Annotated in this window: 12 protein-coding genes; 7 read left to right on the top strand and 5 right to left on the bottom strand. The window is 71.1% G+C overall.

All coding sequences use genetic code 11. The features are described from left to right. Window positions 1–34: 34 nt before the first annotated feature. Complete coding sequence (locus OG985_RS39025) at window positions 35–1,837, bottom strand: ABC transporter ATP-binding protein (RefSeq protein WP_371673096.1); 1,803 nt, start codon at window positions 1,835–1,837, stop codon at window positions 35–37. 93 nt (window positions 1,838–1,930) lie between these two features. Here OG985_RS39025 and OG985_RS39020 point away from each other — a divergent pair, with 93 nt between their 5' ends. Continuing rightward, window positions 1,931–2,386 carry a MarR family winged helix-turn-helix transcriptional regulator gene (locus tag OG985_RS39020; protein WP_371673095.1) on the top strand — a complete coding sequence of 152 codons (456 nt, stop codon included), beginning with the start codon at window positions 1,931–1,933 and terminating at the stop codon, window positions 2,384–2,386. A gap of 263 nt (window positions 2,387–2,649) precedes the next feature. Here the strand turns inward: OG985_RS39020 and OG985_RS39015 are convergent, their stop codons facing one another. The 3 genes from OG985_RS39015 to OG985_RS39005 form a co-directional block, all read right to left on the bottom strand. Then, window positions 2,650–4,173, bottom strand: coding sequence for a cation:dicarboxylate symporter family transporter (locus tag OG985_RS39015; protein WP_371673094.1), 1,524 nt, complete (start codon window positions 4,171–4,173; stop codon window positions 2,650–2,652). Between the two features lie 170 nt (window positions 4,174–4,343). Next, window positions 4,344–5,972 (bottom strand): peptide-N4-asparagine amidase, encoded by a 1,629-nt coding sequence (locus OG985_RS39010; protein ID WP_371673093.1) that lies wholly within the window; start codon window positions 5,970–5,972, stop codon window positions 4,344–4,346. A 63-nt stretch (window positions 5,973–6,035) separates the two neighbouring features. Further along, window positions 6,036–6,893 carry a hypothetical protein gene (locus tag OG985_RS39005; protein ID WP_371673092.1) on the bottom strand — a complete coding sequence of 286 codons (858 nt, stop codon included), beginning with the start codon at window positions 6,891–6,893 and terminating at the stop codon, window positions 6,036–6,038. Between the two features lie 226 nt (window positions 6,894–7,119). On the opposite strand from OG985_RS39005, the gene OG985_RS39000 reads away from it, so the two are divergent. The 4 genes from OG985_RS39000 to OG985_RS38985 all read left to right on the top strand — a co-directional run bounded on the left by OG985_RS39000 (window position 7,120) and on the right by OG985_RS38985 (window position 12,124). Beyond that, window positions 7,120–8,988 carry an ABC transporter ATP-binding protein gene (locus tag OG985_RS39000; RefSeq protein WP_371673091.1) on the top strand — a complete coding sequence of 623 codons (1,869 nt, stop codon included), beginning with the start codon at window positions 7,120–7,122 and terminating at the stop codon, window positions 8,986–8,988. Next, a complete protein-coding gene (locus OG985_RS38995) occupies window positions 8,985–10,802 on the top strand; it encodes an ABC transporter ATP-binding protein (RefSeq protein ID WP_371673090.1) in 1,818 nt (605 codons plus the stop codon). The genes OG985_RS39000 and OG985_RS38995 overlap by 4 nt, the downstream gene beginning before the upstream one ends. A 518-nt stretch (window positions 10,803–11,320) precedes the next feature. Next, window positions 11,321–11,791, top strand: a complete 471-nt coding sequence (locus OG985_RS38990) for a DUF5709 domain-containing protein (RefSeq protein WP_371673089.1) — start codon at window positions 11,321–11,323, stop codon at window positions 11,789–11,791. Window positions 11,792–11,845: 54 nt separating this feature from the next. Continuing rightward, the gene (locus OG985_RS38985) at window positions 11,846–12,124 is read left to right on the top strand and encodes a type B 50S ribosomal protein L31 (protein ID WP_371673088.1); all 279 of its coding nucleotides are present in this window, start codon (window positions 11,846–11,848) and stop codon (window positions 12,122–12,124) included. 14 nt (window positions 12,125–12,138) lie between these two features. Here the strand turns inward: OG985_RS38985 and OG985_RS38980 are convergent, their stop codons facing one another. After that, window positions 12,139–12,933 carry a metal-dependent hydrolase gene (locus OG985_RS38980; protein WP_371673087.1) on the bottom strand — a complete coding sequence of 265 codons (795 nt, stop codon included), beginning with the start codon at window positions 12,931–12,933 and terminating at the stop codon, window positions 12,139–12,141. A gap of 145 nt (window positions 12,934–13,078) precedes the next feature. Here OG985_RS38980 and OG985_RS38975 point away from each other — a divergent pair, with 145 nt between their 5' ends. Together OG985_RS38975 and OG985_RS38970 are read left to right on the top strand one after the other, a co-directional pair. Further along, on the top strand, window positions 13,079–15,592 hold the full coding sequence (locus OG985_RS38975) for a DUF3516 domain-containing protein (protein ID WP_371673086.1): 2,514 nt from the start codon (window positions 13,079–13,081) through the stop codon (window positions 15,590–15,592). 19 nt (window positions 15,593–15,611) lie between these two features. Next, the gene (locus OG985_RS38970; protein ID WP_371673085.1) at window positions 15,612–16,478 is read left to right on the top strand and encodes an acyl-CoA thioesterase; all 867 of its coding nucleotides are present in this window, start codon (window positions 15,612–15,614) and stop codon (window positions 16,476–16,478) included. Window positions 16,479–16,505: the final 27 nt, after the last annotated feature.

Here is a 16,505-nt window from a genome sequence, read left to right as displayed (position 1 = left end):
GTAACCCGCAAATGGCCGCAAACCCGGCATATCGTCAGCTTGTCGGCTCCAGCCGGGCGTCCCTGCGGACCAGCGCCGCGTACCGCCCGTCCCGGTCCAGCAGCTCCTGGTGCGTGCCCCGTTCGGCCACCTGTCCGGAATCCAGGACCACGATCTGATCCGCGTTGCGGATGGTGGACAGGCGGTGCGCGATGGTGAGCGTGGTCCGGTTGGCGGACAGCGCGTCGATGGCCTCCTGGACGGCGACTTCGGTGCGGGTGTCCAGGGCGCTGGTCGCCTCGTCCAGGATCAGGACCGGCGGGTCGCGCAGGATCGTGCGGGCGATGGCCAGGCGCTGCTTCTCACCGCCGGAGAACCGGTGGCCGCGCTCGCCGACGACCGTGTCGTAGCCGTCCGGCAGGGAGTCGATGTGGTCGTGGATCTGGGCCGCCTTCGCCGCCGCCCGCAGCTCCTCGTCGGTGGCGTCCGGCTTGGCGAAGCGCAGGTTCTCGGCGATGGAGGCGTGGAAGAGGTACGTCTCCTGGGAGACGACGCCGACCGCGCGGGCGAGCGTGTCGAAGTCGAGGTCGCGCACGTCGACCCCGTCGAGGGTGACGCGGCCCCCCGTCACGTCGTACAGCCGTGGCACCAGATAGCCGAGCGTCGACTTGCCGGCGCCGGTCGGGCCGACGACCGCGAGGCTGGAGCCCGCGGACACGCTGATGTCGACGCCGTCGAGGATCGGGCCGCTCCTGTCGTCGTAGCGGAACTCGACGTGCTCGAAGCGGACCTCGCCCTTGACCTGGTCGAGGTGGACGGGCCGGTCCCGCTCGGTGATGTCGATGGGCAGGTCCAGGTACTCGAAGATGCGCTGGAAGAGCGCGAGCGAGGTCTGGATCTGGACGCCGGTCGACAGCAGACTCACGGCCGGACGGAACAGCCCCTGCTGGAGCGAGACGAAGGCGACGATGGTGCCGATCGAGACGTCCGGGCCGCCCGCCTGGAGTGCCAGGCCCGCGGTCCAGTAGATGACAGCCGGCATCGCGGCCATCACGATGGTGATCACGGCCATGCGCCAGCGGCCGGCCATGTTCGCCCGCACCTCGAGGTCGACCAGCCCCTCCGACTCCTCAGAGAAGGACTGCGTGAGCGAGTCGGAGCGGCCCATCGTGCGGCCGAGCAGGATGCCGCTGACGGAGAGCGACTCGGTGACCGTCGCCGCCATCGCCGCCATCTGCTTCTGGCGTTGGGTGGTGATCTTCTTGCGCTCGTTGCCGACCCGGCGGCTGATCCACACGAAGGCCGGCAGCAGGAGCAGCGAGACGACGGTCAGACGCCAGTCCAGGGCGATCATCGCGATGATCGTGGCCACGACGCTGGTGAGGTTGGAGACCAGGGAGGTGGCGGTCGAGGTGACGGTGGCCTGCATGCCGCCGATGTCGTTGGCGATGCGGGACTGGACCTCGCCCGTGCGGGTGCGGGTGAAGAAGGCGAGTGACATGCGCTGCAGGCGCCCGTAGACGGCGGTGCGCAGGTCGTGCATGACGCGCTGGCCGACCGTCGTGGAGATGAGGGTCTGCAGGACGCCGAAGATGCTGGTGAGGACGGCGCTGACGATCATGCCGAGGGCGAGCAGGCTGAGCAGACCGGTGCGGCCCTGCGGGATGGCGACGTCCAGCGTCTCCTTCAGGAGGAACGGGGTCGCCACGGTGACCAGGGACGATGCGCCGACCAGCAGGCCGACGACGGTGAGCCGGGCGCGGTAGGGTTTGAAGAGCTTCAGGATGCGGCGCACCTGCCGAGGCTGATCGGTCGAGGTGCCGGGAGACGGGGTCCAGTTGATGTCGTCGCGGGGCATGGCTCCTACGGGTGGTGAGAGGGTGAGGATTGACGGAGCATAGCTCATTGTTACCTATACTCACAATGAGCCTGGTCCTGATATTGTTCCCGTATGACCTCCCCCGATTCCGACGGCCTGCTCGCCGAGCAACTGCTGCGGCTCACCCGTCGGGTGCACCGCATCCAGAAACACCATCTGGAGCAGCGCGGACTGGGCGTCACACCGGCCCAGGCCCGGTTGCTGCGCACCCTGGCGCACTGCGACGCGCCGCCCCGGATGGCCGACCTCGCCGAGCGCCTGGAAGTGGTGCCGCGGGCAGTGACGACACTCGTCGACGGGCTGGAGGCGAGCGGCAAGGCGCGCCGGGTCCCCGATCCGACCAACCGCCGGGTGATCCGCATCGAGCTCACCGACGACGGACACAAGGCCCTGCTGGAGCTGCGCGGCGCACGCCGGGCCGCCGCGGAGGAGATCCTCGCGCCCTTGACGGACGAACAGCGTGACGTACTGGGCGGCCTGCTGGACACACTGGTGGACGGGGCGCCCGAACGGGGGCGGCGGTGCTGAGCGGCCGGAGCGCGCGGCCGTGAGCGGATCCGGGGCGCGCGGCCGTGAGCGGATCCAGGCGCGCGGCCACCAGCGGATCCAGGCGCGCGGCCGCGAGTGTGCGCGCCCGCGAGTGGATCCAGGGTGCGCGCACGCGCGGGTGGGCGGATGCGGGCGAACTCGGGTCGCCAGGACCCGAAGGCGTATGGGCGCGTGCCGCGGCCGCCGCTCCGTGGGGGGTGGAGCGGCGGCCGCGACGCGAGCCAGCACTGACTGACTGACTGTCAACCGGCCTCGGGAGCCGGCTCCTTGGTCAACCGGGCGGTGACAGCGGGGAGTTCCCCGGCGTCGGGGGCCGGCTCGACGGACTGCGGCACCGCCGGCCCCGGCCCAACCGACTGAGGTGCCACCGGCTGTGACACCAGCGGCTGAGGCGCGACCGGCTGTGACACCAGCGCGTGAGGCGCGACCGGCCCCGGCTTCGCCGTCTCCGGCTCCTCGCCTTCCGGCGCCGGAACGATCTCGCCGTCCAGCACCCTCTTCGCCCGCTCCACGTCCAGCGCGCCCTCCCAGCGGGAGACGGCGAAGACCGCGACGCAGTTGCCGAGCAGGTTGGTGACGACGCGCATCGAGTCCATTATGCGGTCTACGCCGAGCAGCAGGGCGACGGCACCGGCGGGAATGGCCCCGAGCGAGGAGGCGGTCGCGGACAGGGCGAGGAAGGCGGAGCCGGGGATGCCCGCCATGCCCTTGCTGGTCAGCATGAGCACGAGGACCACGGTGATCTGCTGGCCCACGCCGAGGTCCACACCCACGGCCTGGGCGATGAACAGCGTGCCGATGGACAGGTAGAGCGAGGCGCCGTCGAGGTTGAAGGAGTACCCCGTGGGCAGCACCAGGCCCACGGCGTCGTCGCGGGCGCCGGCCCGGCGCAGCTTCTGCATCACACGCGGCATGACGGACTCGGTGGACGCGGTGCCGAGCGCGAGGAGCATCTCCTCACGGATGTAGCGCAGGAACTTCCAGAGGCTGAGCCCGGTGACCATCCTGAGCGCGACGGACAGCAGCACGACGAAGAGCGCCGCGGCCACGTAGCACAGGATGATCAGCTTGGCGTAGGTCTTCATCACGCCGAGCCCGTACTGGCCGACCAGGACCGCCATCGCGCCGAACACGGCCAGCGGGGCCAGCCGCATGACGAAGCCGACGACGGCGAAGATGATCTCCTGTGCCTGCTCGACGGCGGGCAGGACCTTGGGCACCTTGGTGTGTCCGAGGTGCAGCAGCGCGGCGCCCACCAGACAGGCCAGGATCAGCACCTGGAGCAGCGCGTTCTCGGCGAAGGCGCCGATGAAACTGGTGGGCAGCGCGTTCACGACGAACTCGGTGGTCGAGGGCAGCGAGCCGCCGCCCGTTTTCGCGTCGACCGCCGAGGTGTCGAGCGTGGACGGGTCGACGTGCATCCCGGAGCCGGGCTGGACGACGTTGGCGGCGACCAGACCGATGACCAGGGCGGCCGTGGAGGCCACCTCGAACCAGATCAGGGCCTTGAGCCCGATCCTGCCGAACGCCTTCAGGTCACCGGCCTTGGCGATGCCGACGACGACCACGCAGAACACGAGCGGGGAGATGACCGTCTTGATGAGCCGGGTGAAACCGTCGCCGAGCGGCTGCAGATCGGTGGCCACGCCGGGCCACAGCTTTCCGACGACGATTCCGAGCACGAGCGCGCAGGCGACCTGCGCGAAGAGTGAGGTACGCAGTATGCGTGCGACGCGTCGCGGCAGGGACGGGACGGACGGCGGCACGGGCACTCCTTGTGGGGGGACGGTACACGCGGAAGCCCGAGCCGGACTTCTGCGATACGGAAAGCGGTTTCCGTGCCGTCTATCGTGAAGGCGCCGTTGATCACGCACGAAACCCTCGCGTTGCGACCGTGTAAATCACGCCGTGAGTGACGCGTCGCACACAACTCGCCTCAGCAGCCGCCGCGATCCTCGGTGAGCACTCCCTGAACGGTCGTCAGGAACCGGTCGTAGCAGCCCCTTGTGCCGTACGACCGATACCGCTCACTCGTCGTGCCTACCGCGTGACGCTGGTCGCGCGGCACGTTGACGGTGAACGTGGCGTCGCCGTCGTAGGTGTCGTCGAACCGCGACCAGGCGGTGCGCCGACTGCCACGCGCCTCGGTGACGGCGGCACGGTCGCCGAGGGTCAGTACCGTGCGCAGCCGGTCGTCCGTACCGATCGTGGTCGTGCCGTCCATGGTGTACGTCCGGTGCGTGCGGGTCGTGCGGGCCGGTCCGCGCCCGTCGACGCGCACCCACTCGTCGTCCGTCCAGGCGGCGTTCAGGCTGTCGGTGTTCTCGCCGTCGGTCCAGCGGTGCACGGACGTGTTGGTGAGCGTACGCCCGACGGTGGTCGCGACCCGGCCGTGCGAGGTGTCGACGTATCCGCCGATGGTGAACCGGTGGCCGCCCTCGGTGTCCACGCGCTGCTGCGGACCCGGTGTGTACACCGAGGAGTTGGTGAGTCCGCCGACCTGGTGCGAGGTGAGGCCGCCGGTGACGTGGGCGCGCTTCGCGTCCTGCCAGACGAGCACGTTCACGGGGGTGCTCCAGCCGCTCTGCCCCTCGGGAACGCCGACGACGGAGACGTCCACGCTGTGCGGACGGCCGTCGTTGAGGATTCCGGCGAAGGGCGTCAGGTCGTATGCGATCGGCTTGACGTCGAACGCGCGCGGGCCCGGGACGACGTACCAGAGGAACGGGTTGGACCAGCCGCCGGTCCACACCGTCGGGAACGGCGCGGCAATACCGGCGAGTTGTCCGTCGACCTTGATCTGCACCTCGCGGTAGGGGCCGCCGTCGGCCTGGCAGGAGTACGGGGCGGAGTCCGGCACCGCCAGGTACCAGTACTCCTCGCAGCCGCCGCCCGAACCGGTGGCGTACACCTCGGCGACGATGCGCTCGCTGTTGCGCGGGGTGGTGAGGGTCGTGCCGCCGGCCCCGTCCGTGAGCGTGAGGACGCGGTCAGGGGTCCGCGCCGCGGCGGGCCGGCCCGCGTAGAACGTCAGCGTGACCCTGACGTCGATGACGCCCGTGTACGTGTCGTCGACCACGTTCCCGATCAGCATCTCCACGTCCTGGCCGCTGCGGAACGTGTCGCTGTAGCGGGTGACGTCCTTCTCGACGGACCACTCGATGCCGTCGGGCGAGGGCTCCGGCGTCGAGGTACGGAAGACCTCGACCCCGCCGACGTGCACATAGCCCAGCCGGTCGAACTGACGCCCCTTGACCTTGCCGTCCAGTCGCAGCACGACCTTGCTCCAGCGGTCACCGCAACCCTCGGGCGGTGCGTATGTCCCCCGGTACGGGGTGAAGTCCCGGAACTGTGCCTCGGCGAGGGTGACGCGGCAGGACCTGCCGGCCGGCTCGGTGACCGGGGGCGCGGCGGTGATCGGGTCGTGCCAGTCGGACCCGAACTCGGCGGGGACTTCCGGGGACGGGGCGGCGCTTTCGGCGGCCCGCGCCGGAACCGTCCCGAGCAGGGTGCTCGCCAGGAGGGTCGCTCCGGCGAGCATGGACATGATGATCCGTCTAGTCATGGCTGGTGTTCTACGGGGAGACTGCCGCCGCCCGCAATGCGGCCCCTTCCCCGGAGGCCCACCTCAACGCCCGTGCCGGCCCTGGACTTCGAGGCCGACCCGGTCCCCCATCACCACCACGGGGTGATGGTCCGGATCGAGCGTACGCAGCAGGAACTCCATCGCGGTTTCGGACAAACTGACGCATGCCGACGTACCGCTGCCGTGGTCCATGTGCAGCCAGATCCCGCCACCCCTGGCCCGGCCCTCAGGGCGCGTCGGGTCGTTCGGCGGGGTGCCCTTGACACGGTTGTAGTCGATGGCGATCACGTAGTCGAAGTCGTGCCAGTGCGACCTGGCCCAGAAGCGCGGAGCGGCGAGGGCCGCGGACCGCGTGTACGGGAGCCTGGACCCGGGGTTCGCGAGGACGCCGCCCGCGTCGCTGAGGGTGAACACGCCGACGGGACTGCGCCCGTCGCCCTCGTGGTGGTCGGTGGTCCAGCCCTTCTTCCCGTTGTGCGCGGCCCAACCGCGCGTGCGGTACCAGCCGGAGCCGCGCTTCGTGTACAGCACGACCGTGGCGTTCGCGGAGTCGGCGCCCTCGCCGTAGACCGCCACGACCTGACGGGACTCGGCGGGGATCCGCCGTCGCAACCCGTCCCCGACGCCGGGGATCCGCCGTGCCGGTTCGTTCCCGACGCCAGGGCTCCGCCGCCGCGGTTCGTCCCCCGCGCCGGGGGCCCGGGTCGCGTCGGTTCCGGCCGCGCGGGTGGGAGCCGACCTGCCCGCGGCTCCAGCGCCCCGGCCTCCCTCGTGCCCCGCGCCGCCGCACGCGGACACGAGCGTCAGGGCCGCGAGGGCCGCGAGGACGGCGAGGGCCGTCGGACGGGAGCCGCGAGCCGCGCGCGCGACCGGCGTGCGCCCTACGTCATCACTGTGCATGACGGAATGGTCGCACCGCGTCACATCCGGTCGGACCGGGTTCCGGACATCCGACCCGGGCGGGGTGGCCGCGGCTCGGCTTCCGGCGGGCTTCCCGGGGGCTTCCGATTGTGTGCCGTGCCGCGAAAAACCGTTTGCCTTCGACCACGCCGCGACGCGAACCTGTCACGGTTTGTTGCCGCGCTCCGCGCTTCCCCTCCCCCCTGACACGAGCCACTGGGACGTCATGCAGATCCAAGACCTTCCGTATCCCGACCCGGGTGTGCCCGACGCACGCTCGGGCGCCCGATTCCTGTGGTGGCTCGGCCGCAATCAGCTGGGCGGACAACTCCAGTCGCTGGCCTGGGGGCTGCTGCACTTCGGGTCCGTCTCCGCGCTGCCGTTCTGCGTCGGTCTCGCCATCCAGGCCGTCATCGACCACTCGGGGCCGCGGCTCGCCGTCGCGGGCGCCGCGCTGGCGGTGTGCTGCGCCGGCAACGCGATCGGCGACACGTTCCTGCACCGCGCCGCGGTCACCAACTGGATCACGGCGGCCGCCCGGGTACAGCAACTGCTGGCCCGCAAGGCGTCGCAGCTGGGCTCGGCACTGACCCGGCGGGTCGCGGCCGGCGAGGTCGTCGCCGTCTCCACGGGAGACGTCGAGAAGATCGGCTGGTTCGTCGAGGCCGTCTCCCGGTTCACCGCGGCGGCGGTGACCATCGTGCTGGTCTGCGTGGCCCTGGTCGTCTACCAGCCGGCCCTCGGCGTGGTCGTCGCCGTGGGCCTGCCCGTCCTCGCGCTCGCCGTACTCCCGCTGTTGCCCCGCGCGACCCGACGGGCCGACCTCCAGCGGGAGAAGGCGGGCCGCGCCACCGAACTGGCCTCGGACACCGTCGCCGGCCTGCGCGTCCTGCGCGGCATAGGCGGTGAGGAACTCTTCCTCGACCGCTACCGCCGTGCCTCGCAGGAGGTCCGCCACGCCGCCGTGCGCAGCGCCCGCATGTGGTCCCTGATCTCCGCGATCCAGGTGCTGCTGCCGGGCCTGCTGCTGATCACGGTCGTCTGGTACGGCGTCCACCTGGCCCGCCAGGGCCGCATCAGCGTCGGTGAACTGGTCACCGTCTACAGCTCGGTCATGGTCCTCACCTACCCGCTGCGCCATTTCGAGGAGATCGCGATGGCCTACTCCTTCTCGCGCCCCTCGGCCAGGCGGGCCGCGGGCGTGCTGTCACTGGAGCGGGTCACCGACACCGAGGGGTCGCGCACGGCCGACGTGCTCTCCGGGGACCTGTACGACCCGGCCACCGGTCTGCTGGCACCCGCCGGCCGGTTCACCGCCGTGGTCTGCGGCGATCCCGACGCGGCCGGCCGGCTGGCGGAGCGGCTCGGCGGGCACCCCTCCGAGCGGGGCACGCCGGTGCTGCTGGGCGGCGTCCCGCTGGACGAGCTGCCGCTCGACTCCGCGCGTGCGGCCGTTCTCGTCCAGGACAAGGACCCGGTGCTACTGTCCGGCTCGCTGCGGGAGCTGCTCGACGTGCCCGCTTCGGGTGATGTCGAGGCCCGGTCGGCACTGGCCGCCGCGCAGTGCGGGGACGTCCTGGCGGCGCTCGTCCAGGGCTCGCTCGAAGCCGAGGACCCGATGGACGCCCTGATCACCGAACGCGGCCGGTCCCTGTCCGGCGGCCAGCGCCAGCGGCTCGCCCTGGCCCGCTCGCTGCTCACCGACCCGGAGGTCCTCGTCCTGGACGAGCCGACCTCGGCCGTCGACTCGCACACGGAGGCACGGATCGCCGAGGGGCTGCGGGAACTGCGGGCGGGACGCACGACCGTCGTCTTCACCTCTTCGCCGCTCCTTCTGGACCGCGCCGACCGGGTCGTCCTCGTCCACGAGGGCGCGGTCACGGCGATCGGCGTGCACCGCGAACTGGTGCGCGAGGAGCCGCGGTACCGGGCGGTGGTGACGCGAGAGACCGACGAAGAGGCTGCCCCGGCAGGCACCGACGCACCCCCGCACGGCGATCTCGACGGCGACAGCCTGGACGGGCTCGGCGCACTCGGCCGGCTTGGCGAACTCGACGAACTCGGCGAACTGAAAGAGATCGAGGAAACAGCATGATCGGCGTGGCGCCACCGGCGTACGACCCGGCGGCACCGACGACGGCGAACACCCTGCCCGTCGGAGCCTCCTCGACCGTACGCGCCTACGTGGCCGAACTTTTCACGCGGCACCGCCGCGCCTTCCTCCTCCTGATCACCGTCAACACGGTCTCCGTGGTCGCCTCCATGGCGGGCCCGTACCTGCTGGGTGGACTCGTGGAACGGGTGTCGGACGGGGCGCGGGAGCTCCATCTCGGGCTCACCGTCGCCCTGTTCGTGCTCGCCCTCGCGGTCCAGGCCGTGTTCGTGCGGGAGGTGCGGCTGCGCGGAGCGACACTCGGCGAACGGATGCTCGCCGACCTGCGCGAGGACTTCCTCGTACGGTCGGTCGGGCTCCCGCCGGGTGTCCTGGAACGCGCCGGGACGGGCGACCTCCTGTCCCGGATCACGACGGACATCGACCGGCTCGGCAACGCCATGCGCGAGGCCGTGCCCCAGCTCGCGATCGGCGTGGTGTGGGTGGCCCTGCTGCTGGGCGGCCTGGTCATCACGGCACCGCCGCTGGCCGGGGCGGTGCTGCTGGCCGTACCCCTGCTGGTGGTCGGCTGCCGCTGGTACTTCCGGCGGGCGCCGTCCGCCTACCGGTCCGAGGCCGCCGGGTACGCCGCCGTCGCCGCCGCGCTCGCCGAGACCGTGGACGCCGGGCGCACCGTCGAGGCCCACCGGCTCGGCGACCGGCGCATCGCCCTGTCGGACCAGCGGGTCGAGGAGTGGACGGCCTGGGAGCGCTACACGCTGTGGCTGCGCTCGGTGCTGTTCCCGGTCATCAACGTCACCCATGTCACGGTCCTCGGCTCGGTCCTCATGGTCGGCGGGGTCTTCGTCCTGCACGGCTGGCTCGGGGTCGGGCAGTTGACCACGGGAGCGCTCATCGCGCAGATGTTGGTCGACCCCGTCGGCCTGATCCTGCGCTGGTACGACGAACTCCAGGTGGCGCAGGTGTCGCTGGCCCGGCTGGTCGGCGTCCGGGACATCGAGCCGGACGCCGGCGAGGACACCCTGGCCCCCGACGGGCGGGACGTGCACGCGGACCGGGTGCACTTCGGTTACCGCGAGGGTGTCGACGTGCTGCGCCAGGTGTCCCTCGAGGTCGCGCCCGGCACCCGGCTGGCCCTGGTCGGCCCGTCGGGCGCCGGCAAGTCCACGCTCGGCAGGCTGCTCGCCGGTATCTACGCGCCCCGGGACGGCCGGATCACGCTGGGCGGTGCCGAACTGTCCAGGATGCCCGCCGAACGGGTCCGCGAGCACGTTGCCCTCGTCAACCAGGAGCACCACGTCTTCGTCGGCTCCCTGCGCGACAACCTCCTGCTCGCGCTCCCCCACTCCCGGCTGCCCTCGAACGGGGAGGCTCCCACCGGCGCGATCGACGCCGAGCTGTGGGCGGCCCTCGGCGCGGTGGACGCGGACGGGTGGGCGCGCGCCCTCGACGAGGGGCTGGACACCGAGGTCGGCTCGGGCGGACTGGTGCTCACCCCGGCCCAGGCCCAGCAGGTCGCGCTGGCCCGGCTGGTCCTGGCCGACCCGCACACCCTGGTCCTGGACGAGGCGACCTCCCTGCTCGACCCGCGGGCGGCCCGCCACCTGGAGCGGTCCCTGGCCCGAGTCCTCGACGGCCGCACCGTGGTCGCCATCGCCCACCGGCTGCACACGGCCCACGACGCGGACGTCATCGCCGTCGTCGAGGAAGGCCGGATCAGCGAACTGGGCAGCCACGACGAACTGGTCACCGCGGACGGCGCGTACGCGGCGCTCTGGCGGTCTTGGCACGGCTGACCACGTCACCGGCGCCGTGCGGGGGCGGGGAGGCCGGGCGAGCCGCGGGGCCGGGCCGTGTGTGAAGCCTCGGAACCCTGCGTTGCGCGGGTCGCGCCGTCGCGGCGCGGTGGGGCAGAGCAGGGCGGCCCCGCACGGGCCGGTACCGGCCGGCACTGGCCGGCACTGGCCGGCACTGGCCGGCACTGGCCGGCACTGGCCGGGGAGTGTGGATCCCCGGTGCCCGCGTCCCCACCGCCGGTGCGCGAGAGCCCTGCGGGAGCGCAGAAGCGGGGCCCCGCCCCGGACCTGCGCCGTTGCGCCCGTTGTCGGGCGAGGACGGGGACGCCCGGCCCCCGGCCCGGCTCCGTGCCGTTGCGCTGTGGCAACGTGGGGTGGAAGGCTGGACAACGGCACCTGCTCGGGGAGCGCCCGCGAACCATCCGGTCCGCCGACGTGTGCGGCGAGTGCCCCGACGGCCTGCGGTCCACCGCCGACCGTGAGGCGAACGGGCCCGTCCCCACCACCTGGAGGTACCCGTGAACAGCGCCGACGGATGGGGAGACGACGTCTACCAGCCCGACGGATCCGAGGTCCAGGACGACGCGGGACTGCTCGACGCGGAGGACACCCTCGACAACGACGGTGTCGACGATCCCCTCGACCGCGGCTGGTCCCCTCCGGAAAGACCATGGGCGGTCGAGCGCACCGACGTGACGGCCGCTGAGCGCCTGCACGGCGAGACGCTCGACCAGCGACTCGCCGAGGAACTGCCGGATCCCGTCGGATACGAAAGCGACGGGATCGGTGACTCGGACGGCACCGACGGGGAACTCCTCGACAACGAGGTCGGTGCGCTGCGCTCCGGCCGACTCGTGGCACCGGACGAAGGGGCCCACGAGGACGAGGAGAGCGCTTTGATCGCGACCGACGTGGGCATCGACGGTGCGGCCGCGTCGGCCGAGGAGGCCGCGATGCACATCGTGGACGAGGACACCCTCTCCGGCTGACCACGTCGCCCCCTCGGAGCCGCTCGCATTACCGACGCCGGACAAGGAGCACCCATGCAGCAGGACAAGCACCCCGACTACCATCCGGTCGTCTTCCGCGACCGTGCCGCCGGTTACGCCTTCCTCACCCGGTCCACCGCGACCAGCGACCGGACCATCGAATGGGACGACGGGGAGACGTACCCGGTCGTGGACGTGGAGATCTCCTCGGAGAGTCACCCCTTCTACACCGGCAAGGCGCGGACCGTGGACTCGGAGGGCCGCATCGCCCAGTTCGAGCGGAGGTACGGCGGCGGCGGAGCGGGGCAGGGCTCGGGCGGCGGTGCGGCCTGAGGGAGCCCACCCCCTCAGATGAAGTTCAGCGCCGCCGCACAGCCCACGCCCCCGAGCAGCATGAACACGGGCATCAGTACCTTGAGCTCCACCCAGCTGCCCGCCCGGAACCGCATGATCTTGGGCGGGCCGATCGGGTACCACCGCTTGCGGCCCACCGGGATCGGCCACAGGACCGGGCAGCCGGAGACCGTGAGGGCGTCCCCGATGTCGTGCACCAGCGCGCCGAGGACGACCGGCAGCCCCAGCCACAGGTAGGCCTGACCTGGCTCGGTGAACAGCCACTGCGAGCCGTTGCCGGGCTTGTCCAGGACGCCGGCGAGGATCCACGCACTGGTGGCGGCCAGCAGCCAGACGAGGACGTCGCTGCTGGAACCCCGCGCCGCCCGCCACAGCAGACCTTCGATGGCCAGCACCATGTGCACGAAGAGGATCGCCAGCACCGCCCAGCGGCCGCCGGTGATCGCCGCGACCGAGGTGGCCGCACCGATCATCACGGCCCAGAGCCAGGTGTGGGTGAGCGTGCGGTGGCCACCGGAGCGACGGGGGTCGCCCTGCTTCTTGGTTGCCTTGTAGACGGCGTAGGAGAGCTTGTCGACGATCTCGCACAGGCCCCGGGAGAGGGGCCCGAAGGCCCGGGAGATGGTGGCCGCCTTGTGGTCGAGGTCCGGGGCCAGCGCGGCTCCGGCGCAGATCAGGGCCCCTATCAGGAGGACCGGCCAGGGCATGGTGTGCCCCGCTGCGGCGGCTGCCGCACCGACGCCCAGCCAGGCCGCGGCACCCGACAGTGAGTGTGCTGGTCCCATCATTGCGGTTCGCCGCCCCATTCCTCATGTGCCGCTGTCCAGTTGACCGGGTGCGTTGACGCTCCGTCGGCGACACAGCGTAGCGTTCACGATCTTCGGACGAGCATCCGATTCCCCCATTGGGCAGGAGGGCAGGCAAGATGGGTCCGTGACCCTCATCGATCAGCTGCCGCCGACCGCCGACCCCGATGCCCTCTACGAAGCCTTCGAGTCGTGGGCTCAGGAGCGCGGTCTGACGCTCTACTCCCACCAGGAGGAAGCGCTGATCGACGTGGTGTCCGGGGCAAACGTGATCGTGTCGACGCCCACCGGCTCCGGCAAGAGCATGATCGCGGCGGGCGCCCACTTCGCGGCTCTGGCCCGGGACGAGGTCACCTTCTACACGGCGCCGATCAAGGCGCTCGTCTCGGAGAAGTTCTTCGAGCTGTGCAAGATCTTCGGCACCGAGAACGTCGGCATGCTGACCGGCGACGCGTCCGTCAACTCCGACGCGCCCATCATCTGCTGCACGGCCGAGGTCCTCGCCTCGATCGCCCTGCGCGACGGCAGGCACGCGGACGTCGGCCAGGTCGTCATGGACGAGTTCCACTTCTACGCGGAGGCGGACCGCGGCTGGGCCTGGCAGATCCCGATCCTGGAGCTTCCCCAGGCCCAGTTCATCCTGATGTCGGCGACGCTCGGCGACGTCTCGATGTTCGAGAAGGACCTCACCCGGCGCACCGGCCGGCCGACGTCGGTGGTCCGCTCGGCGACCCGCCCGGTCCCGCTCTCCTACGAGTACCGCCTCACGCCGCTCACGGAGACCCTGACCGAGCTGCTGGAGACCAGGCAGGCTCCGGTGTACATCGTGCACTTCACGCAGGCGCAGGCCGTGGAGCGGGCGCAGGCGCTGATGAGCATCAACATGTGCACGCGCGAGGAGAAGGACAGGATCGCCGAGCTGATCGGCAATTTCCGCTTCACCACCAAGTTCGGCAGCAACCTCTCCCGATACGTGCGGCATGGCATCGGTGTCCATCACGCCGGCATGCTGCCCAAGTACCGGCGCCTGGTGGAGAAGCTCGCGCAAGCCGGTCTGCTGAAGGTCATCTGCGGCACGGACACGCTGGGCGTGGGCGTCAACGTTCCCATCCGTACCGTCCTGTTCACGGCTCTGACCAAGTACGACGGCACCCGCGTGCGAACACTGCGCGCCCGCGAGTTCCACCAGATCGCCGGCCGGGCCGGACGTGCCGGCTTCGACACGGCGGGCTTCGTCGTCGCCCAGGCGCCCGAGCACGTCGTCGAGAACGAGAAGTCGCTCGCCAAGGCGGGCGACGACCCGAAGAAACGCCGGAAGGTCGTCCGCAAGAAGGCGCCCGAGGGCTTCGTCGGCTGGTCGGACACCACCTTCGAGAAGCTCATCGGCTCCGATCCGGAACCGCTGACCTCCCGCTTCCGGGTGACGCACACCATGCTGCTGTCGGTGATCGCCCGCCCCGGCAACGCCTTCCAGGCGATGCGGCATCTCCTGGAGGACAACCACGAGCCGCGCAAGGCTCAACTGCGGCACATCCGGCGGGCGATCGCCATCTACCGCTCGCTGCTGGACGGCGGCATCGTCGAGAAGCTGGACGAGCCGGACGCCGAGGGCCGTATCGTCCGCCTGACGGTCGATCTCCAGCAGGACTTCGCGCTGAACCAGCCGCTGTCGACCTTCGCGCTGGCCGCCTTCGAACTCCTCGACCCCGAGTCGCCGTCCTACGCGCTGGACATGGTGTCCGTCGTCGAGTCGACGCTGGACGACCCCCGGCAGATCCTCGCCGCGCAGCAGAACAAGGCGCGGGGCGAGGCCGTGGCCGCGATGAAGGCGGACGGCGTCGAGTACGAGGAGCGCATGGAGCGCCTTCAGGACGTCAGCTACCCGAAGCCCATGGAAGAGCTCCTCTTCCACGCGTACAACACCTACCGCAAGAGCCACCCGTGGGTCGGCGACCATCCGCTGTCCCCGAAGTCCGTCGTCCGTGACATGTACGAACGCGCCATGACGTTCACGGAGTTGGTCTCCCACTACGAGCTGGCCCGTACCGAGGGCATCGTGCTCCGGTACCTGGCGGGCGCCTTCAAGGCCCTCGACCACACCGTCCCCGACGACATCAAGTCCGAGGACCTTCAGGACCTGATCGAGTGGCTCGGCGAGATGGTGCGCCAGGTCGACTCCAGTCTGCTGGACGAGTGGGAGCAGCTCGCCAACCCGGAGATCGTGACCGCGGAGGAGGCCCAGGAGAAGGCCGACCAGGTCAAACCGGTCACGGCCAACGCGCGCGCCTTCCGCGTCCTCGTCCGCAACGCCATGTTCCGGCGCGTGGAGCTCGCCGCCCTCGACCAGGTCGAGCAGCTGGGCGAGTTGGACGCCGAGGCGGGCTGGGACGCGGAGGCCTGGGGCGAGGCCATGGACAAGTACTGGGACGAGTACGACGACCTCGGTACCGGCCCCGACGCCCGCGGCCCCAAGCTGCTTCTGATCGAGGAGGAGCCGGAGAACAGCCTGTGGCGCGTTCGCCAGATCTTCGCCGATCCGAACGACGATCATGACTGGGGCATCAGCGCGGAGGTCGACCTCACGGCCTCCGACGCCGAGGGCCGCGCGATCGTCCGCGTCACCGATGTCGGCCAGCTGTGAGCACAGGAGAATCGCACCCATGACGAACCCGGCCGAGAGGCTTGTCGATCTGCTCGACCTCGAGCAGATCGAGGTCAACATCTTCCGCGGTCCGAGCCCGCAGGAGTCCATCCAGCGGGTCTTCGGCGGGCAGGTGGCGGGCCAGGCACTGGTGGCCGCCGGCCGCACCACCGAGGGCGACCGCCCGGTGCACTCGCTGCACGCGTACTTCCTGCGGCCGGGCCGGCCGGGTGTGCCGATCGTGTACCAGGTCGAACGGGTGCGGGACGGACGGTCGTTCACCACGCGCCGGGTCACCGCCGTGCAGCAGGGCCGCACCATCTTCAATCTCACCGCCTCCTTCCACAAACCTGAGCAAGCGAGTTTCGAACATCAGCTGCCGCCGGCCCGCAAGGTCCCGGACCCCGAGTCCCTGCCGACGGTCACGGACGAGATCAGGGAGCATCTGGGCGCGCTGCCGGAGCAGTTGGAGCGCATGGCCCGCCGCCAGCCCTTCGACATCCGCTACGTGGACCGGCTGCGCTGGACCGTCGACGAGGTCAGGGACGCCGAGCCGCGCAGCGCCGTGTGGATGCGCGCGGTCGGACCGCTGGGTGACGACCCGCTGGTGCACACCTGCGCGTTGACGTACGCCAGTGACATGACCCTGCTGGACGCGGTCCGTATCCCGGTCGAACCCCTTTGGGGCCCGCGCGGTTTCGACATGGCGTCGCTGGACCACGCCATGTGGTTTCACCGGCCCTTCCGTGCGGACGAGTGGTTCCTGTACGACCAGGAGTCACCGATCGCGACGGGTGGACGGGGGCTGGCCCGCGGGCGTATCTACGACATCGAGGGCCGTCTGCTCGTGTCGGTCGTCCAGGAGGGGCTGTTCCGGGCGCTGTAGGTCACGGGCCGCCGCGACGGAGCCGGC

This window comes from Streptomyces sp. NBC_00289, from assembly GCF_041435115.1.
Lineage (GTDB): Bacteria > Actinomycetota > Actinomycetes > Streptomycetales > Streptomycetaceae > Streptomyces.
The sequence above is the reverse complement of the archived record's forward strand: the minus strand, read 5'-3'. Positions and strand labels throughout refer to the sequence as shown.